Source organism: Actinomycetota bacterium, assembly GCA_035765775.1.
Classification (GTDB): domain Bacteria; phylum Actinomycetota; class CADDZG01; order JAHWKV01; family JAOPZY01; genus DASTWV01.
The window spans coordinates 14,616-32,859 of record DASTWV010000005.1; the positions used below are offsets into that span (position 1 = coordinate 14,616).

Here is an 18,244-nt window from a genome sequence, read left to right on the forward strand (position 1 = left end):
CCTCCCGCGGAGCGGGTCTCCGGTACGGCTAGGGCGAGGCGCTGGGCGACGGCGACGCCGGGGAGACCGTCGTGGTCTCCGGCGGGGCGGCCGGCGGCGACTGCAGGACCGCAGGGGTCTCGCCCGAGGGCAGCGGCAGGCCGAAGGCGTGCACCACGATGGCCTCCTCCTGCGCCCCGTCGCTGAATACGGTCTCGGCGTGGGTCACGGTGTTCGTGCCGAGCTGCACCAGCTGGGCGGCGATGTTCTTGTCGGTGGTCGTCCCGGCGAGCGAGAACTGGTTGATGGCGTCGATGAACACCTGGACGCCCTGGATCAGCTCCGCCTTCGCCTTGGCCAGGATGGGGGGCACCTTGGCTGCGTTCAGCTGCTTGCTGAGCGTCTCCATGGTCGTGTACCACTGGGCGGTCTGCGACACGTAGTTCGCTTGGGTCATGAGCCCCCCCGCATACTGCGGCGGGGAGTTCTGCGCCTGCGTGAGGAAGGTGCCGATGGGGCTCAGCTCGGACTGGAACTGGGCATCGAAGGTCTTGACCTGGGCCTTGCTGTGGCTGGTGGTGGTGTGGTGCTTCCAGAAGGAGTGCACCTGCAGGGCGCCGACAATGACCAGTGCCACCACGACGAGCAGCCCGACGATCCGCACCCATGTGTGGCGGTGCCAGGGGATGTGGACCCGTTTCGGGGCCATCCGGGGGGCGGGAAGAGCGCTCTTCGCCTTGACGGGCGGCCGGGCGGGGGCGTTCTTCTTCGGCATACCGGGCGGGAGTCTACCTGCTCGGGCTGCGGGGCAGCGGCGGCCCGCGGCGGATCACGGGCAGAGTCGCGGGCAGGCGGCGGGCAGGGCAGCCACCACCTCAGTGCTTGAGCAGGCGGGTGATCCAGATGGTGAGCTCGTAGAGGACGGCCAGCGGGACGGCGAGCAGCACCTGGGTGATGGGGTCCTGCGACGGGGTCAGGAAGCCGGCGAAGACAAGCAGCACCACCCAAGCCGGTCGCCGCCAGCGCCGCAGCCGTTTGCTGGACAGGATCCCCACCAGGCTGAGCGACACCAGCACCAACGGGAACTCGAAGGTGATCCCGAAGGCCCCGATCAGCACGATGACGAAGGAGAAATATTCGTTGGCATCCGGCAGCAGCTGGATCTTGGACCCGGAGAAGTTGGTGAGCAGCCCCAGGGCGGCGGGCATGGTCACCAGCGCGAGGCCCACCCCGGCGGCGAAGAGTAGGACAGCGGCGCCGACGAACGGGATGGCGTAGCGCTTCTCCTTGGCGTACAGGCCTGGTGCCACGAAGCGCCAGGCCTGCCACAGGACCACGGGCAGGGCCAGGGCAAGGGCTGCGAAGGCCACCACCTTCACCCGGATGAAGAGCGGGTCCACCGGGGAGGTCACGATCAGGCGGCGCCCGTGGCGGATGAGGGGTGCCACGCCGTGCAGGTGGCCCAGCGGGAGCGTGAGGAAGCTCACGATCGGGTTGTAGAGGAACCAGGCGATCACCAAGCAGACGCCATAGGCGATCAGCATGCGGATCAGGCGCGTCCGGAGCTCATCGAGGTGCTCGATGATCGTCATCCCGCCATCGGGGGGCGGGACCGGCTTCGGCCTCAGGGGCCCGGGGGTGGGCTCAGGCGCGAGGGCCAGGGCGCCGCTCCTCAGCGGGTGGCAGGGCACGGGGCCCTTTGGGCGAGGCCTTGGTCTTGACCGGCGGCGGCCCGGCGCTCGCCTCGTCGTCCAGCTCGAGCCCCGACTTGAGCTCCTCGGTCACCGACTTGCTGGCCTTGCGCAGCTCACCCAGGGCGCGGGTGACCCCCTTGACCGCGTCCGGGATCTTCTTCGGGCCCAGGATGAGCAGAGCCGCGACGGCGGTGAACAGGATCTTGATGGGGCCGAAGTTGAGCATGCCGGCGGTCTACGAACCGGGCGGGCGAGACGGCCCCGCGGGCTTACCGGTGGCGGCCGCCTGGACCCGGGCGATGCCGGCCGAGAGGCCCTCCGCCCGGCTCGCGGCCTGCTCGGCGAGGCGCAGGATCTCCCGGGCGGCCGGTTCGGCCTCGCCCCGGAAGGCGTCGAGGCTCCGCTTGAGGGTGCGGAGGCCGCCCAGCGTGCGGGCGAGGAGGAAGGCGAGGATGGCGACCGCGGCCACGAGGGCCGCCGCCACCACGCCGCCGGCGAGGTTCACGGCCTCATTTTATGAGCCACCTGCTGCGGGGCTGCTTCCCGGGGGCCACACGAGCGTTCCAGCTCGGCGGTGATCTCCCCCAGGATGCCGCCCGCTGCCTCCTGGCGCTTCTGGGGCCAACCTTCGAAGAGCGAGCGGGTGCGGCGGTCGAGGTCCTCGACAAACAGGTCTGCCAGGCGGCGGCCCTCGGGCGTCAGCTCGACGATCGTCACCCGGCCGTCGGCGCCGGGCGTCCGCCGGGCCACCAGGCCGTGGGCGGTCGCCCGGTCCACCAGCCGGCTGACATTGGACCTGTCGCAGCGCAGGGCGGCGGCGAGATCGCCGACGGTGGGCCCGGTGAGCGCAGCGCTCAGCAGCTCGGCCTGCTGCGGCGTGAGCCCCAGGGCGCGGCTGGACTGCTGGAAGGCGTCGTCCAGGGCTACCCGGAGGTGGCCGAGTCGCTGGCCGAGTGTGGGGTGCCGGTACATCGCCCTCCTCGGCCGGTCCCGGGGGATTACGTGATGGCATCACCGAAGTTGCGTGCTGGTATCACCTATATCCGTGACGGTATCACGGAATGGGCCCCCGGACGCGGCTGAGCGGCCCGACCCGGAGGTCGTGGCCGCTCAGTGGGGGGCGATGCAGGGACTGGGGTCGGGCTAGGCGGCGGCGCTGCGGAGGAACGATTCCAGGACTCCGGCCTCGAGCTCCCGGTGGAACTCGAGCAGGTCGTCGTAGCTGATCGGCGGGGCGGCCGGTCGGGCTGCCCGCGACGGGTGCTGGGCCTTGGCGGCTGCAGCAGCTTGGGAAGCCGTTTCGGAGCCGGTCTGGGCAGCGACGGCCGGGGCCTTGGCGGCGGGCTCGATCTCGGGGGCGACGCCGCCGGAGATCAGGAGCTGGACCACCCGGCTGTCGGCGGGCTTGCGGATCCGCTCGCAGCAGCGGGGGCAGTCGAAGGCGTAGGAGCTGCCGGCGCCACCGATGGCGATCCGGAGCTCGACCCGGTCTGCGGTGAGGTCCACCTCGCCACACGTCGGACACGTCGTCTTGATGATGACCATGGTGCCCCTCCCCTCGCTTCCGCTTCGCTTGGACTAGGTTCGCTGATGGTTCCTACATCGGCACCGTGCGTCCGGGTTTGAGCGAAATGGACGTCAGGAAATGTGCCTAGTTCACCCGGGCTATTCCGTTCCTACGTTGGCAGTGCCATCTCGGGATGGCCCGTCCGCGCGCTGTGGAGTGGCTGGGATGGACAACCCGGGCCACCCGGGCGCCCCGGGCACCGGACTACCGGTTGAATTGCCCATCTGGCCGTCCGGGGGCCAGGCAAAGATAGTCCGTTCGGGCCATGGACACCCCCGGGCGAGGGAGGCCGGGAGGTGTCCATGAAGCAGTGGCTACGGGACCGCCCAAGGCATGAGCGGGGGCCCCCGCAACCGTGTTCGCCTGGCCGGCCACCGGGTCGTCGACCATGCCTTGCGTGTCGGGCCACCACTTCATGGCCGCCCGGGCAACCGGCCGTGAATTCACGCTGGTTCTGGTCGAAGATCTCTCCTGGGGAATCACTCCAGCCAGTGCGAGGCTTGGCTGCCATGCACGGGCGGACACATGCCCTCGCTCATGCTTGGGGCCGGCCGGTTCTGCGGGTCAGTACTCGCCCGCGGAAAACAGGCGACCCTCGGCGGTACGCCGGGTGACCAGGCCGGGCAGCTCTTTGCCGCTGGCCTTGGTCCACCGGGCCAGCTCGCCGGGCACCTCACCCCGCTGGCCGGCGTTGAGCTTCTTCACCAACGTCGACCCCTGGAAGGCGCCGCCGCCGACATTGAAGGTGAAGCTGATCAGGGCATCGAGCTCGTGCTGGCCCAGCGAGACGCTGACCGCCCCCAGGACCGCCCGTGCCGCCGACGCCGCATCCGCCTGGAGCAACTCGAAGGCGCGCTCGCGGGAGATCCCGGCGAGGAACTCGGCCGGCTCGGAGCCGCTGCACGGGCCGTGGTGGACGAGGTGCCCCACGCCGATGGTGCAGTGGCCCACCGGGTCGTTGTAGAGCTGCAGGCGGCAGCCTTCGTGGCGGGCGATGAATTCCGCGCCCCGGGTGCTGAGCCCTCCTTCCGAAGGGGGTCCCCCTCCCGGTGTGGGGATACCGGCGCCCCCGTCCGCCGCGCCCCCGGTGGAGGTCAACGCCTCCCAGGTCCGGGGGCCGACGATGCCGTCGGCATCCAGCCCGCGCTCGCCCTGGAACCGGCGGACGGCGGTCTCCGTCCCCGGCCCGTACACGCCGTCCACCCCGGCGGGGTCGTAGCCGGCCGCCAGGAGCGCCTGCTGGAGCTGGCGGACCCGGGCGCCGCTGGAGCCCGGGCGCAGGAGGCCACCTGCGGGTGACCCGTCCGCCGCGCCCCCGATGGACGTCAACGCCTCCCAGGTCCGGGGGCCGACGATGCCGTCCGCATCCAGCCCGCGCTCGCCCTGGAACCGGCGGACGGCGGTCTCCGTCCCCGGCCCGTACACGCCGTCCACCCCGGTGGGGTCGTAACCGGCCGCCAGGAGCGCCTGCTGGAGCTGGCGCACCTGGTCGCCGCTGGAGCCGTTCTGGAGGAGTACCGGGGCCATGGTGGCCCTCCTTTCCGTGCGCCCGGCCTTCGATCACACCAACCCTCCCAGGTTCGGACGATTCACGCCGCCTCCCCGCTTCGCCGCGTTACGGGGCGGCGGCGCGAGAGAGGGCGCCCCGCCAGGCGCCCCCACTCGTCCGCGTCCCCGCAACCTATGGCGCTATGGGGCTAGGGCGAACGCCTCCTCGAGGGAGCGGTCGTACTGGCTGCAGCGCCCCCAGCCGGTCTGCGCCGTCGCCAGCACGTAGAGGTTGGCGGCGAAGGCGGCCACGGTGCAGGCGCCCAACAGGCCCGCCACGGTGTTGTCGTAGGGCGCTCCAGACGGGACCGGCAGCCATCCGGTCGAGGACACCTGGCTCCCCGCCTTCGTGAGCGAGAAGACCCACTTGGCAAAGCCCTGGGGGTGCCCGGCGGCATAGGCAATGGTCACGTGATCGGTCGCCTTGGACGCCGGGGCGTACTGCAGGTACCCGCACGCGGTGGTGGCGGCGTTGGCCCCGATGGCCGCCTGCGCCAGCGATGCGGTGCACGGGTTGTTGTCCACGTAGACCGCCAGCGGCGTGGCCGATTCCACCGCGTTGCCGTTCACATCCACGAAGTCGACGGTGATCTGGTGGGTGGTCCCGCTGCTCAGCGTGGTCGAGTCGAGGTAACAGCCGGGCAGCGGCTGGATGTACAGCATGAGGTCGGCGATGGTCGGCACCGGGTAGTAGCCGGCGTGACCGTTGACCGATTGGGTGGCGAAGGTCGCGGGCGCGTACTCGGTGCCGTCCCACTTGGCGGTGTGGAAGACGTCGGTGCGCACCGCCCCGTCCACCTTCACCTGGTAGAAGGCCGCCCCGTCCAGCCCGGCGCGCAGGAAGTTCACCATCACCGGCAGCGAGCCGCCGAAGGGGGCGTTGTGCACCTGGTAGAAGTAGCTCGGGTCGTGCCCGGTGGTGTCCGCCAGCCCTCCGGCGGTGACCCAGTCGAAGGGCACGAAGCCGATGCTCTCCAGCAGCGGCCCGTTGGGCTGCAGGCCGGACGCCGCCAGCAGCACCTCGTCGATCACCGCGTTGCAGCACACCAGGAGGAAGCCCGGGCTGACGACGGCCACACTCGACGGCCGGAAGGCGAGCCCAGTGGCGGCCACCGCGCTGCCGCCGGACGCCGCATTGATGGTGGCCAGGAGGTTGGCCGGGTCGCGCTCGGGGCAGTACAGGGACGTCTGGGCAGCGTCGGCCCAGGTGAGGAAGAACGGGGCGGTGAGGCCGGTGGCCAGGCCCACGCGCTGTCCGGTGCTGAGCCGGAAGCGGCTCACGCGGCCGCTGTCGGGGCCGGTGGTCTGCTCGCTGATGTAGGCGAACTGGCGGTCGGCGCTGAGGGTGAGACCCACGGCGTTCTGCAGCCCGCTGAGGACTGCGGTCTTGGTGCCGGTCAGCAGGTCGATGCGCCACAGGCGCCCGCTGGGCGCGTACTCCACGGTGTACGCCGTCTTGGTGGCTTCGTCCAGGAAGAGTTGCTGGGGGGCGGTCATGCCCGAGGCGACCACGGTGGCCGCCGCCCGGTTGGCGTTGGACAGGTCCAGCCGCACCAGGTCCCCGCTGCGCTCGGTGACGTAGGCGTGGACGCCATCGGCGCTGGCCTTGACGTCCTCGGGTTGGTTGTAGCCGGTCCCCAGCACGGCGTACATCGGGCTCAGCCGGTAGGTGACCCACGTGATGGTCATGTCGTAGCCGTAGGCGACCACCTGCACCTTGGCGAGGTTGCCCTTGGTGGTCCGCACCGCGAACACGTCGCCGTTCACCAGCTTGTTGGTCGGGTCGGGGTTGCCCGGGATGGGGGCGGAGCCGAAGGGCAGCTTCTGCAGGCCCGATGCGCTCAGGGCGGTGAAGTCCACGCTGCCCAGGTTGAGGATGCCCGCCCCGTTCTGCGGGGTCATCTGCCGGGCAGTGGTGGTCATCTGCTCCCACCAGATGTCGGCTTCGGCGCTCACCCCGCCCTCGGCTCCGCTGTCGAGGTCGAAGGTGAAGGTGCCCTTCAGCACCGTGGTCCCGCTGGCGATGACCGACGCCGCCGGGAACAGGTCCATCCGGGAGAGATTCCCGCTGAACTCCACGAACAGCAGCCGGTTCTGGCCGGGGCGGAAGTCGCATCCCACCGCCCCACCGAGGGTCGGCGAGGGAAGTTGCATGATGCTGGGCTGCGGCGCCGGGGGCAGGATCGGGATGGGGATGGGGATGGGGATGGGGTGCGGCAGGATCGCCTTCGCATCACCTGGCTGGATCACCGTAGCCATAGCGCCTCCTCTGAGCCCGGGCGGGCGTTGGGGAAAGGGACGGAACCGTCCACAACCACAGAGCCTGATACAACGCTCGGTGGGCCTCAAGGGTGGCTATACGAGTCTTTAGTATGGGGTGCTAGCACCCGTAAAAAACTCCCCCGCCCGGGGGAGCCCGCCCACGGGCTGTCAGCGATAGCGCTCCAGCAGTTGGCGGGCCAGCGCCCGGGTGCGCTCGCCCAGCTCGGCGGGCTCCACCACCCGCGCCTGGCGCCCCAGACGCAGGAGCAGCTTCTCCAGCCAGGCGGTGCCGCCGGCGCTCAGGTGCACCCGGACCCACCCGTCGGGAAGCACCTCCCGGGACTGCAGCGGGTAGGACTCGGCCACCCAGCCGGCGGCTTCGGGGGCGAGGTCGATGACCACTGCCATGTCGGCGGCCCCCTGCACGTACACGTCGTCGTAGCGGGAGAGGTCGACGTCGGCCGGGACCTCGGCCGCCTCGTCGAGGACGGTAGCCGAGCGGATGCGGTCCACCCGGAAGATCCGCTCGTCGCTCACCCGGTGGCACCAGCCGACGAGATACCAGTGCCCGCCGGAGAGGAACACCGCCCACGGGTCGACATCCCGTTCGGTGGTCTCGTCTTTGGAATGGGCGTAGTAGACGAGGTGGAGCCGGCGATGGGCCACCAGCGCCTGGCGCACCGCCGCCAGCTCGCCCGCCCCCTCCAGGGCCACACTGACCCGGGACAGCACATCGGGGCCGAGCGCCTCCTCCAGGCGCTGCACCGCCCGGTCGAGTGCCTCGTCGCCTGCCCCGGCAGCCGCCAGCGCCCGGGCGCCCGAGTACAGCAGCAGCCCCTCGGCCGGGGTGAGGCGCAGGGGCCGGGCGAAGTAGTCGGCCAGGCGGATCCACACCTGGTTGCCGTCCACGAAGGCCTCGATGAGGTCGCCCGGCCCGTAGCCGGGCAGCCCGCACACGAACAGCAAGTTGAGGTCCGCCAGCAGCTGGCTGCGGGTGATGGCGAACCGGGCGCACACCTCCCGCACCGATACCCCGGGCCGACCGATCACGAAGGGCACGAGGGTCAGCAGGCGCCGGAACCGGGTCTCGACCGCTTCCATCTACCAGGCCTCCATCTCTACCAGGCCTCCATCAACAGAGTTCCTCGAGGCGGGCGCGCAGGGCGGCGCGCAGGGGGGCCGGGCCGAGCAGCTCGACGCCTTCCCCGAGCGACAGCACCCACGACAGGAAGCCGGACTCCTCCACCACCGGCACCCGGGCGGTGGCTCGCCCACCGGCGCCGTCGCTCTCGAGGCGCAGCCAGGGGTGGGTGCGCTCCACCCACCAGGCGGTCGACGGGTCGAAGGCCACCGTCGCCTCGGTGGTGGCGCCCTCGCCGGCATCTCCGGGCGGGGCGGCCCGGCCGACGAACGGGGGCAGCTCGAGGGCCTCCTCGGGCCGGAAGCCTTCGGGGGCTGCGAAATCCGGCCGGCCGGCGGCGCCGATCGGGAAGCGGATCTCCCCGGCGATGCGGTCCAGGCGGAACGACCGCCGGGCACCCCGGTCCAGATCGTGGCCGACGAGGTACCACGCCCCCTTGCGGTGCACCAGCCCGTAGGGCTCGATGGTCCGCACGGCCGGCCCGGCCCGCCCCGGGTACGGGAAGCTGACCCGGCGCCGGTCCGCCACGGCCTCGAAGGCGCGGGCCAGGCCGGGGACCTGGAGGCCGAGGTCGGCGCTCAGCCACGACAGCCGGGTGCGGTCCAGGTCGGGGGGCAGGTCGCCGGCCAGTTTCAGCAGGGCTACGCGGGCGTCGGCGGGGTCCTGCAGGCGCACCAGGCCGGCGGCCAGCCACAGGGCGGCCACCTCCTCGGGCGACAGCTCCAGGTCGGGAAGGTAGTAGCGCTCCTTGGGGATGCGGTAGCCCTCCCCCGGCTCGCCCTCGACGATCACCGGCGCCCGGTCCAGCGGGATGCCCACCTCGCGCAGCGCCTCCTTGTCCCGCTCGAACATGCGGCGGAAGGCCTCCTCGGTCTGGTCGGTGTAGCCCGGGATGGTGTCCTGCAGCCGCTGGGCGGTCACGGGCTGCTCCGCCTCCAGCAGGCAGACGATGAGGTTCAGCAGGCGCTCGGCCTTGCGGGTGTTCACGCTACGGTGGGCCCGCTGCCGCGGGGGGCCCGGCGGGCCAGGAGGCCCGCGGCCAGCAGGGCAGCGGCCCCGGCGGCGAGGTGGAACGGGGCATCGTCGGCCACCGACCGGCCCATGCTGTGCGGCTGCAGGCCGGCGGCGGCGAGTGCCTCCAGCGTCTGGGCGGCGTCCACCTCGGTGACGTCGTGGCGCTCGACGATGCCCTCGGCTTGCAGGCGGTCCCAGACCGCTGCGCGCAGCGGTTGCTCCAGGACCGGCACGGCGATCCGGCTCCGGATGGGCGTGGCGTAGCGCAGGGCGCTCACCGTGTGGTGGCTCACCCCCCGGTGGCGCTCGCGGGGGTCGGCGGCGCTGATGCGCAGGCTGGCGATCGGCTCACCCCCGAGCGCGGCGGCGGCGGTGAGGGTCAGCCCCACCTCCATGCCGGTATGCCCCAGGGTGGTGTCGGTGCCGACGATGCCCGGCCCCGGGGCGACAAGGGTCACATCGGCGTGCGCCACCCGGCGGGCGGCGGCCAGGCCGCTGAAGACGTTCACGCATTCCAGGTCGCCCCCGAAGGCGTGGCCGGCGGTGAGGGTGACGTCGATCAGCCCCCCGCCCACCAGCGAGGCCACCAGGTCGCTGTGCCCCAGCGGCAGGGCGGCGCCGTCGGTCATCAGGTAGGCGAGCCGGCACGACGGGTGGCGGGCCTTCAGTGTGGCCGCCACGGCCGCCAGGTGCGAGTGCACCCCGCATGCCACCACCGGCATCCCGCCGAGCGAGGCGGCCTCCTCCAGGATGGCGTGGTGCGGGCTCTCGGGGGCCTCGACCAGGAGAGCGTCGGTCTGCCAGGGCGTGTAGCGCAGCTTGAGGATGTGCCCGCCGGAGAGCTCCCCGCTGGTGTCGTGGGCCAGGTTCCACACCACGAAGTCCTCGCCCCCGGTGCCGAGGCCCAGGTCGACGGCGGTGGTGTTGAGCACCACCCGGTCGCCCGGCTGCACCGGCCCGCTGGCCTGGGTGAAGGCGGTGGCGGGCCGGTCCTCGCCCCCGAGCCGCACCAGCAGGCGGCAGACCCCGGCTCGCTGACTCAGGACGGTGACGACCTCTCCGGTGGCGAAATGGGGCACGGCACCATTCTACGGATCGACAAAGCATATGTCTACAATGCTCTGCGCACTGGTAACGTCGTCAGAGCTCAGGCTCAGCTCGCTCCTGCACTCACCACGCAGTCCCGGCCCGCCGCCTTGGCGGCGTACAGGGCATCGTCCGCCGCCCGTACCAGGGCCTGGGGTGTCGTGCCGTGCTCGGGGGAGACCGCCACCCCGCACGACACCGTCGGCGCCGGCAGGGCCGCCCGGCCGTGGGCGAGACGCAGCCCCGCGATGCGGCCCCGGAGTGCGTCCGCCCGGGCGCAGGCCACCGGCAGCGGGCACCCGGGCAGGATCACGGTGAACTCCTCGCCGCCGTAGCGGCACGCCACGTCCGAGGCTCGGAACAGCTCCTGCATCGCCTCGGCCACCGCCCGCATCACGGCGTCGCCGGCCTCGTGACCGTAGGTGTCGTTGTAGGCCTTGAAGTGGTCGATGTCCACTTGCAGCACCGCCACCGGCGCGCCGCTGCGCAACCCGACATGCAGTTCCCGGTTCAGGGTCTCCTCCATGAACCGGCGGTTGTACAGGCCGGTCAAGGGGTCCCGGATCGACCAGGAGCGCAGGGTGTCGCGCAGCCGGAGGTTCGCCGTCGACATCGACACCTGCCCGGCCACCGTCAGGGCGAGCTGCACCACTGCCTCCGGAAGCCCGCCGTCCGGGAGCCCCGCTTCTGCCTCAGCTCCGGGTGCGCCGGAGAGCACGTGGAAGACGCCGATCGAGTCGCCCTGGCCGATCATCGGCACGCACAGGGCCCACCTCGCCGTCGATCCCCGCAGGTGGGCGCACCGGGGCTCGCCCGGGCCGGACAGGTGATGGTGACCCAGGCGCAGTGCCCAGCATTCGCTCGGTGCGAACACCAGCTCCCCGGGAGGGATCTCGCCCCAGGTCGCCGCCGACTCCACCAGCTCCCGGGAGGGCAGGGTCAGGGAGATGCCCCCGCTGAGCCCGGGGAACAGCCGGGCGGCGCAGCCGGCGGCGATGGGGTACGCCTCGGCCTCGGTGAAGCACCCGTGCAGGAACGCGGAGAGCTCGTTGAGCAGGCGGATCTCGGCGTAGGAACGGTGCAGCTCCACCCGCTGGCGCTCGATGGCTCCCTCCTGTTCACGAAGGGCGGTGATGTCCCGCGAGACCACCACGAAGCCATCCCCCAGCTTGGTCGCCCGTACGTCGAAGGCCCGCCGCCGGAGCACGCCGTCGCCCCACACGTCCTCGTAGGACAGGTCGGCGTTCAGGTAGGGCTCGCCGGTTTCTACGACCCGGCGGTAGAGGTCGAACACCCCGCTCGGGCCGTGATGGGGCAGCACGTCCAGCAGGGACCGCCCCACCAGGCGCTCCGCCGGGTACCCGGTGATTGCGCTCGCCGCCCGGTTGGCGTACTCCCAGCGGAAGTCGGCGATGCGCCCGCCCGCATCCCGGATGGCGCTGAAGATCGACAGGCTGATGGCCAGGTCGTCCACGGTGGTCCGGAAGCGCAGCTCGCTGGCCTGCAGCTCGCGCTCCATCCGCCGCCGGGCGGTGGCGTCCCGGAGGGCTGCCATGACCAGCACCTCCCCGGGAGCCTCGATCCGGCTCAAGCTCACGTCCACGTGGAGCGCGGTGCCGTCCCGCCGGCGGGCGGTCAGGGCCAGCCCCGACGCCATGTCGGGCGTACGCCGCTCGGGCGCGGCGGCGGCCTCCAGCACGTCGGGCGCCAGGTCCAGCACCTCCGCCAGGAGGTGGCCGGCCAGGGAGCCGGGCGCCCACCCCAGCATCGCCTCGCACCCCCGGCTGGCGAACACGAGCGCGCCTCCCGGGCGCGCCGCCAGGAAGCCCACCGGAGCGGCGTGCACCATGGCCTGGAAGAAGGCGTCGGGGAGTTCGTCGGGCATCGCGGGGACCTCGAGCGGGATCTCTACAGTCGGGATCTCTACAGGCGGGTTCGCTACAGCCAGGCGATCAGCTTGGCCACCCGTTCGTCGGTGTACTTGAAGGGGTCCTTGCAGAGCACCGTGCGCTGTGCCTGGTCGTTCAGCTTCAGGTGCACCCAGTCCACGGTGTAGTCCCGCCGCCGGCGCTTGGCCGCCCGGATGAACTCGCCCCGCAGCCGCGCCCGGGTGGTCTGCGGTGCCTCGTGCATCGCCAGGCGCACGTCCTCCTCGCTGACGTAGCGGTCGACGAGGCCATTGCGCTCCAGCAGGTAGTAGAGGCCCCGCCGGCGGCTCACGTCGTGGTAGACGAGATCCATCAGGGCCACCTTCGGGTTGCCCAGGGTCATCGCCCGCCTCTCCCGGTACTGCTCCAGCATCCGGTACTTGATCACCCAGTCGATCTTGCGGTCGAGGGCGAGGAAGTCGTTCTCCAGCGCCACCAGGCACTCCTCCCAGGCCCGCACGGTCTCCTTCATCTCGGGGTCGTCCCGGCGCTCGACGTACTTCGCCGCCCGGGAGAGGTACTCCCACTGCAGCTCGATCGCTGAGGCCTCCCGCCCGTTGGCGAGGCGGACCTTGCGCTGGCAGGTTAGGTCGTGGGAGATCTCGCGGATGGCCCGGATCGGGTTCTCCAGGCTGAGGTCGCGCATCACGGTGCCCTCCTCCAGCATCCGCAGCAGCACCGCCGTGGTGGCGACCTTGATCCAGGTCGTGTACTCGCTCATGTTGGAGTCGCCCACGATGACGTGCAGCCGGCGGTATTTCTCGGCGTCGGCGTGCGGCTCGTCCCGGGTGTTGATGATGGGGCGCGAGCGGGTGGTGGCCGACGAGACGCCCTCCCAGATGTGCTCGGCCCGCTGCGAGATGCAGTAGATGGCGCCCCGGGCGGTCTGCAGCACCTTGCCCGCCCCGGTGAAGATCTGCCGGGTGACGAAGAACGGGATCAGGACCTCGGCCAGCTTGCCGAACTCGCCGTAGCGGCTGACGAGGTAGTTCTCGTGGCAGCCGTAGGAGTTGCCGGCGGAGTCGGTGTTGTTCTTGAACAGGTAGACCTGCCCGGCGATGCCCTCCTCCCGCAGGCGGGCCTCGGCCGAGTTCACCAGCGACTCCAGGATCCGCTCCCCCGCCTTGTCGTGGGCCACCAGCTGGCGGATCTCATCGCACTCCGGGGTGGCGTACTCCGGGTGGGACCCGACGTCCAGGTACAGGCGGGCGCCGTTCTCCAGGAACACGTTGGAGGAGCGGCCCCAGGAGACCACCCGGCGGAACAGGTAGCGGGCCACCTCGTCGGGCGACAGGCGGCGCTGGCCCCGGAAGGTGCACGTGACGCCGTACTCGTTCTCCAACCCGAAGATGCGCCGGTCCATGGTTCTAGTATCGGCGGCCGTCAGCGCTGACCCGAGCCGCCACCTGAGTCTCGACCCGAGGCCGGACCCGGAGGCGACCCCTACGAGGCGGCGTCGGGCTCGCCTCCGGGTCCGGGCCCGGGATCTGCTGGGGCGAGCAGCTGGCTCAGCTCGGGCTTGGAGAAGCGGCGGAACTTGCGGCGCTCCCGGGAACGGTCCAGGGCCGCCACCTCGAGGTTGGAGGCCGGGATCTCGCGCTTCTCGATCTCGGCCAACGCGGTCGCGCCGGTGCGCAGGGCGTCCGCCAGGCTGGCGCCGGGCTGGAACGTCCGGCGGATGTACTCGGTGAGCGCCTCGGCCTGGCCCCCCATGGCCACGAACCCGGACTCGTCGGCCACCGAGCCGTCGTAGAGGATGTGGTACAGCTCGTTGGGCCCGCCGTCGGTGCCCACCTGGGCCACCAAGATCTCCACCTCGAAGGGCTTCAGTTCGGCGGTGAAGATCTGGCCGAGCACCTGCGAATAGCTGTTGGCCAGCGCCCGGGCCGAGACGTCCTCCCGGGAGTAGGAGTAGCCCCGGATGTCGGCCTGGCGCACCCCGTGCATGCGCAGGGTCTCGAACTCGTTGAACTTGCCCACCGCGGCGAAGGCGATGCGGTCGTAGATCTCGGAGATCTTGTGGAGCGTCGAGGACGGGTTCTCGGCCACGAACAGGATGCCCCCGGCGTAGTCCAGCGCCAGCACCGACTTGCCCCGGGAGATGCCCTTCCGGGCGTAGTCGGACTTGTCCTTCATGAATTGCTCGGGGGAGACGTAGAAGGGCAGGCCCATGGCTCAGCTCTCGTCCGCCGCCATCGATTCGGGGCTCCCGGGCACGGTCTCCCGGGGGTTGATTCGGCCGGCGGCGGTGCGCTCGGCCAACAGGTCGTCGAACAGCGCCGCGATGGTGCCGTCATCGATCTCGGTGACCCCCGCTGCCGAGATGGCGGCGATGTTGGGGTAGATCTTGCGCAGGACGTCGGGACCGCCGGTGGCGACGTCCTCCTCCGAGGCGTCGAAAAGTGCCTCGAGGGCCACCTTCACCGCCTCGTTCCGGGTGAGGTCGGGCCGGTAGCGCTTCTTGATGGTGGCCCGGGCGTCCCGGCCGCCGCTGCCGGTGGCGTAGTAGTCGCTCTCCTCGTAGCGCCCCCCGGTGACGTCGTACTTGAAGATGCGGCCCAGCCCGCGGGCGGGGTCGTAGCCGACGAACAGCGGCACCACCACCATCCCCTGCATGGCCATCGGCAGGTTGGCGCGCAGGAACTGCGAGAGCTTGTTCGCCCGGCCCTCCAGCGTGAGGCGCTCGCCCTCGATCTTCTCGTAGTGCTCCAGCTCGGTCTGGAAGACGCGCACCATCTCGATCGCCGGGCCCGCGGCTCCGGCGATGGCCACCGCCGACGACTCGTCGGTCGGGAAGACCTTCTCAATGGAGCGGTGGGCGATGCTGTAGCCCTCGGTCGCCCGCCGGTCGCCGGCGATCACCACCCCGACCCCGTAGCGCAGGGCCAGGATGGTGGTGCCGTGCGGTGCCCGGTCGGCGAGGTCGCTACCCGCGGGCAGCTCCACCGGGAGGGGGACCGCGGCGGGGCGCACCCGGCGCAGCAGGTCGGCGAACGAGCCCGGCTCGAAGCCGGCGGCGGGCGCGCGCTCGAAGGGCAGGTCAGACACCATGGCGCGCATTCTAAGCCGGTTTCCGAGCCGTTCCTCTTGGCGGCCCCCCGTCCGGGTTAGGCCGAGAGGGGTCCTCACCGGCCGCGGGGGACTGCCCCAGGGCCAGCGAGGGCATCGTGGCCCCGGGCACTTGGAGGAGCCCGTTCCGGCTCCCGAGCGGGAGACGGGTGAACGAAAGACCGCGCCGCCGGGCCATATTCCGGATCCCCTGGGGAGTCGACATTTCAGGTGAGAGAACCCGTAAGCGGCACTTTTCGAGGTGGGTCAGGGGAACTGTGCAATGTGGCGAAGGCAGCGGGGTACGGCAGCGGTACTACCCGGACGTACGATCCGGCTCCCCCGGTGGCTGGCTGCCGCCGGGCGGCGGGCGGGCTCCGACCGGGGCGCGGCGGCGGTCGAGTTCGCCATGGTGGCACCGGTCCTCGTCATCCTGGCCATGGGCGTCATCGACTTCGCCAGCGTCTACAACAACTGGAGCGGCATGCGCCAGGGCGTCTGGGCCGGGGCCCGGGCGGGCAGCGTGGCGAACTTCGGCACCGGGGTGTCCTGCCCGCTCACCTTCACCGGCGGCGGCTCGGCCCCTTCGGCGGACCTCCAGTCGCTCATGTGCGTCACCAAGAATCAGGTCGGCCTCAGCCAGTCCAGCGTGCGCATCGACATCCTGATCAGCGACCCCACGCTGCAGACGCCCGGTGCGTCCTGGCAGATGGGCGGCGGGCTGACGGTGTGCGCCGAGGCACCCGTCACCTCCGCTACCGGGGCCCTGGGCACGGCACTGTCGGGCCACTACCTCCGCTCTAAGACCACCATCCGCATCGAGCAGGCATCGCCCAACATCGAGACCCAGGGCTACGAGGCGGACTCGTCCGGCGGGGGGTGGGCATGGTGCACGGCGCAGAACCCCAGCTCGTAGTGCACCGGATCGCATCCCGGATCGTGGGTGGCATCGCCGCCCGGGCGGGGCGCGCCCTCGGTGACGACCGGGGCGCGGTGTCCATCGTGGTGGCCGCGCTCCTGGTCGCGCTCCTCGGCATGGCCGGACTCGGGATTGACCTCGGCCGTGCCCGGCAGTACGTGGTCGCCGCCCAGACCGGGGCGAATGCCGCCGCGCTCTCCGGCGCCCAGGACCTGCTCCAGTTCACCAGCTGGACCCAGGTCATCTCCGACGTGGAGATGTACGCCGACGCCAACTTCCGCATCAACGCCTCGATGTGGAACGGGTGCGCCGACCCCGGGGCGCTCCCCTACCAGCCCGACTCCGCCCATGCGGATGCGTGCATCTCCTCGGACTCGGTCACCTCCCCCACCAAGCTGCGGGTCCGCCTACCCCTCCTGCACGTGCCCACCAGTTTCGGCGCCGTGCTCGGCGTCGCCAGCATCCCGGTCGCCGCCGCAGCGACCGCGGACATCATCACCGCGCCCCCGTGCGCCCTGTGCGTGCTCAGCTTCGTGGCCAACCCGGCCTTCAAGGCCAACGGCACCGCCCTGGTGCAAGTGACCGGCGCCGCGCTGCTGGACAACTCCGGAGCCTCGGACGCAGCCAGTGTGATCGGCTTCTCCAGCGTGGTCGCCGACAAGATCGGCGGCCCGTCGGCTCCCGACGGCTTCCGCACCACGGGCAACGGGCGCTACTCGCCGACGCCGGTGCTGGCACCCCCGGTCCCCGACCCTCTGGCGGCACTCCTTCCCTGCCCGGCGGCTGGTCCCGGGGTGTGCCCGACGGCGGTGCAGCCGGATGTGAACCTGAGCGGGAGCAGCGCGGCGTCGATCACCCCGGGCATCTACCAGAACATCTCCGCCCAGGGGAGTGCGTCGCTCACGATGGCGCCGGGCACCTACATCATCACGCACTCGATGAGCTTCTCCGGCGGCGGCGCACTGACCGCCAACGGCGTGACCCTGTACTTCGCCTGCTCCGCCTATCCCGCGCCGTGCACCGCCGGGCAGTCCGGGGCCTCCTTCTCCATCACCGGCAACGGGGCCACCGGCATCACGCCCCCCGCCTCCGGGCCCTTCCAGGGGCTGGCGATCTTCGCCGACCGCAACAACGCCACCTCGTCCAGCCTCAACGGCAACGGCGGCACGTTGTTGACGGGCACGGTCTACACCAAGGGCGAGGCGCTGGCGCTGACCGGGAACGGCGCTCAGACCAGCACGCTGAACTCGATGATCATCGCCAACACGGCATCCACGTCGGGCAACGGGAACCTGGCCATCAGCTTCACCATCGCCCAGAACGCCCCGCTGGGCGCCATCGAGCTCGAGGGCTGACGTCGGCAGTCTGAGCTGCGCCTGTTCTATCGAACGCAGGCCCTTGCCATTTTGGGCCGTGCCTTCTAAAATAAAGGCCAGCAGTCGATAGAACAGCCAAGCAGGCAACCGACGGACCTTGAGGAGGCAACCCATGGTCACCGCCCTACGCACTGCACCACCGGCAACCGTACCCGAGTCATCCCTTCGTGCTGCCCTCGCCCGCCTCTGGATCGACCATGTCCTCTGGACCCGCCAGTACATCGTGGCGGCTGTGGCGGGCAGTCCGGACGCCGAGGCGGCCGCCGGGCGCCTGCTGCGCAACCAAGAGGACATCGGCAACGCCGTGGTGCCCTTCTACGGCGAGGAGGCGGGCGCCGCTCTCACCACCCTCTTGAAGGACCACATCATGATTGCGGTCGGCATCGTCGCCGCGTCGCTGGATGACGACGAGGACGCCGCCCTCGCCGAGCTGGCACGCTGGGACGCCAACGCCGACGCCCTTGCCGAGCTGCTGGCCGGCGCCAACCCCGAGAACTGGCCCCTGGACGACGTGCGCGACCTGCTCGGACAGCACCTGGCACTTACCAAGCGGGAGCTCCTGGCCCGGCTGAACGACGAGTGGGACGACGACATCGCCGCCTTCGACGACATCCTCACCGAGATCTTGACCATGGCGAGCGCGTTGTCGGAGGGACTGATTGCGCAGTTCCCGGATCGGTTC

At 71.3% G+C, this 18,244-nt stretch carries 18 protein-coding genes; 3 read left to right on the top strand and 15 right to left on the bottom strand.

Translation table 11 applies throughout. From position 1 onward, the window contains the following. Positions 1-28: 28 nt before the first annotated feature. The 15 genes from VFW71_00975 to prcB form a co-directional block, all read right to left on the bottom strand. On the bottom strand, positions 29-754 hold the full coding sequence (locus VFW71_00975) for a hypothetical protein (GenBank protein HEU5001338.1): 726 nt from the start codon (positions 752-754) through the stop codon (positions 29-31). A gap of 100 nt (positions 755-854) precedes the next feature. After that, the gene (tatC, locus tag VFW71_00980; protein ID HEU5001339.1) at positions 855-1,571 is read right to left on the bottom strand and encodes a twin-arginine translocase subunit TatC; all 717 of its coding nucleotides are present in this window, start codon (positions 1,569-1,571) and stop codon (positions 855-857) included. A 52-nt stretch (positions 1,572-1,623) separates the two neighbouring features. After that, positions 1,624-1,899: a twin-arginine translocase TatA/TatE family subunit gene (locus VFW71_00985; protein HEU5001340.1), complete on the bottom strand. Its 276-nt coding sequence runs from the start codon at positions 1,897-1,899 to the stop codon at positions 1,624-1,626. A 9-nt stretch (positions 1,900-1,908) separates the two neighbouring features. After that, the gene (locus VFW71_00990; GenBank protein HEU5001341.1) at positions 1,909-2,178 is read right to left on the bottom strand and encodes a hypothetical protein; all 270 of its coding nucleotides are present in this window, start codon (positions 2,176-2,178) and stop codon (positions 1,909-1,911) included. Next, positions 2,175-2,645, bottom strand: coding sequence for a MarR family winged helix-turn-helix transcriptional regulator (locus tag VFW71_00995; GenBank protein HEU5001342.1), 471 nt, complete (start codon positions 2,643-2,645; stop codon positions 2,175-2,177). Before VFW71_00995 ends, VFW71_00990 begins: the two co-directional genes overlap by 4 nt. A gap of 171 nt (positions 2,646-2,816) precedes the next feature. Next, positions 2,817-3,218 (bottom strand): hypothetical protein, encoded by a 402-nt coding sequence (locus VFW71_01000; protein ID HEU5001343.1) that lies wholly within the window; start codon positions 3,216-3,218, stop codon positions 2,817-2,819. Positions 3,219-3,804: 586 nt separating this feature from the next. Then, entirely contained in the window at positions 3,805-4,767 is a 963-nt protein-coding gene (locus VFW71_01005; GenBank protein ID HEU5001344.1) for a peptidoglycan-binding protein, read from the bottom strand. A 162-nt stretch (positions 4,768-4,929) separates the two neighbouring features. Then, on the bottom strand, positions 4,930-7,047 hold the full coding sequence (locus VFW71_01010) for a hypothetical protein (protein ID HEU5001345.1): 2,118 nt from the start codon (positions 7,045-7,047) through the stop codon (positions 4,930-4,932). Between the two features lie 171 nt (positions 7,048-7,218). Then, positions 7,219-8,151 carry a WYL domain-containing protein gene (locus tag VFW71_01015; GenBank protein HEU5001346.1) on the bottom strand — a complete coding sequence of 311 codons (933 nt, stop codon included), beginning with the start codon at positions 8,149-8,151 and terminating at the stop codon, positions 7,219-7,221. A 31-nt stretch (positions 8,152-8,182) separates the two neighbouring features. Beyond that, entirely contained in the window at positions 8,183-9,178 is a 996-nt protein-coding gene (locus VFW71_01020) for a WYL domain-containing protein (GenBank protein ID HEU5001347.1), read from the bottom strand. Next, positions 9,175-10,284, bottom strand: a complete 1,110-nt coding sequence (locus VFW71_01025) for a DUF3866 family protein (protein ID HEU5001348.1) — start codon at positions 10,282-10,284, stop codon at positions 9,175-9,177. Before VFW71_01025 ends, VFW71_01020 begins: the two co-directional genes overlap by 4 nt. Before the next feature lie 74 nt (positions 10,285-10,358). Continuing rightward, positions 10,359-12,176, bottom strand: a complete 1,818-nt coding sequence (locus VFW71_01030) for a sensor domain-containing diguanylate cyclase (GenBank protein ID HEU5001349.1) — start codon at positions 12,174-12,176, stop codon at positions 10,359-10,361. Positions 12,177-12,229: 53 nt separating this feature from the next. Beyond that, on the bottom strand, positions 12,230-13,582 hold the full coding sequence (gene pafA, locus VFW71_01035; GenBank protein HEU5001350.1) for a Pup--protein ligase: 1,353 nt from the start codon (positions 13,580-13,582) through the stop codon (positions 12,230-12,232). Between the two features lie 80 nt (positions 13,583-13,662). Continuing rightward, entirely contained in the window at positions 13,663-14,391 is a 729-nt protein-coding gene (prcA, locus tag VFW71_01040; protein HEU5001351.1) for a proteasome subunit alpha, read from the bottom strand. 3 nt (positions 14,392-14,394) lie between these two features. Further along, a complete protein-coding gene (gene prcB, locus VFW71_01045; GenBank protein ID HEU5001352.1) occupies positions 14,395-15,270 on the bottom strand; it encodes a proteasome subunit beta in 876 nt (291 codons plus the stop codon). Positions 15,271-15,550: 280 nt separating this feature from the next. Here prcB and VFW71_01050 point away from each other — a divergent pair, with 280 nt between their 5' ends. From VFW71_01050 to VFW71_01060, 3 genes are all read left to right on the top strand, one after another. After that, positions 15,551-16,183 (top strand): TadE/TadG family type IV pilus assembly protein, encoded by a 633-nt coding sequence (locus tag VFW71_01050; protein HEU5001353.1) that lies wholly within the window; start codon positions 15,551-15,553, stop codon positions 16,181-16,183. Beyond that, positions 16,183-17,541 (top strand): pilus assembly protein TadG-related protein, encoded by a 1,359-nt coding sequence (locus VFW71_01055; protein HEU5001354.1) that lies wholly within the window; start codon positions 16,183-16,185, stop codon positions 17,539-17,541. The genes VFW71_01050 and VFW71_01055 overlap by 1 nt, the downstream gene beginning before the upstream one ends. A gap of 133 nt (positions 17,542-17,674) precedes the next feature. After that, on the top strand, positions 17,675-18,244 hold a 570-nt coding region (locus VFW71_01060; protein ID HEU5001355.1), incomplete at its 3' end, for a glycosyltransferase.

Coding starts and splice junctions, on each gene's coding strand:
- VFW71_00975 (HEU5001338.1), bottom strand. CDS start 754: ATGCCGAAGAAGAACGCCCCCGCCCGGCCGCCCGTCAAGGCGAAGAGC.
- tatC (HEU5001339.1), bottom strand. CDS start 1,571: ATGACGATCATCGAGCACCTCGATGAGCTCCGGACGCGCCTGATCCGC.
- VFW71_00985 (HEU5001340.1), bottom strand. CDS start 1,899: ATGCTCAACTTCGGCCCCATCAAGATCCTGTTCACCGCCGTCGCGGCT.
- VFW71_00995 (HEU5001342.1), bottom strand. CDS start 2,645: ATGTACCGGCACCCCACACTCGGCCAGCGACTCGGCCACCTCCGGGTA.
- VFW71_01000 (HEU5001343.1), bottom strand. CDS start 3,218: ATGGTCATCATCAAGACGACGTGTCCGACGTGTGGCGAGGTGGACCTC.
- VFW71_01005 (HEU5001344.1), bottom strand. CDS start 4,767: ATGGCCCCGGTACTCCTCCAGAACGGCTCCAGCGGCGACCAGGTGCGC.
- VFW71_01010 (HEU5001345.1), bottom strand. CDS start 7,047: ATGGCTACGGTGATCCAGCCAGGTGATGCGAAGGCGATCCTGCCGCAC.
- VFW71_01015 (HEU5001346.1), bottom strand. CDS start 8,151: ATGGAAGCGGTCGAGACCCGGTTCCGGCGCCTGCTGACCCTCGTGCCC.
- VFW71_01030 (HEU5001349.1), bottom strand. CDS start 12,176: ATGCCCGACGAACTCCCCGACGCCTTCTTCCAGGCCATGGTGCACGCC.
- pafA (HEU5001350.1), bottom strand. CDS start 13,582: ATGGACCGGCGCATCTTCGGGTTGGAGAACGAGTACGGCGTCACGTGC.
- prcA (HEU5001351.1), bottom strand. CDS start 14,391: ATGGGCCTGCCCTTCTACGTCTCCCCCGAGCAATTCATGAAGGACAAG.
- prcB (HEU5001352.1), bottom strand. CDS start 15,270: ATGGTGTCTGACCTGCCCTTCGAGCGCGCGCCCGCCGCCGGCTTCGAG.
- VFW71_01050 (HEU5001353.1), top strand. CDS start 15,551: ATGTGGCGAAGGCAGCGGGGTACGGCAGCGGTACTACCCGGACGTACG.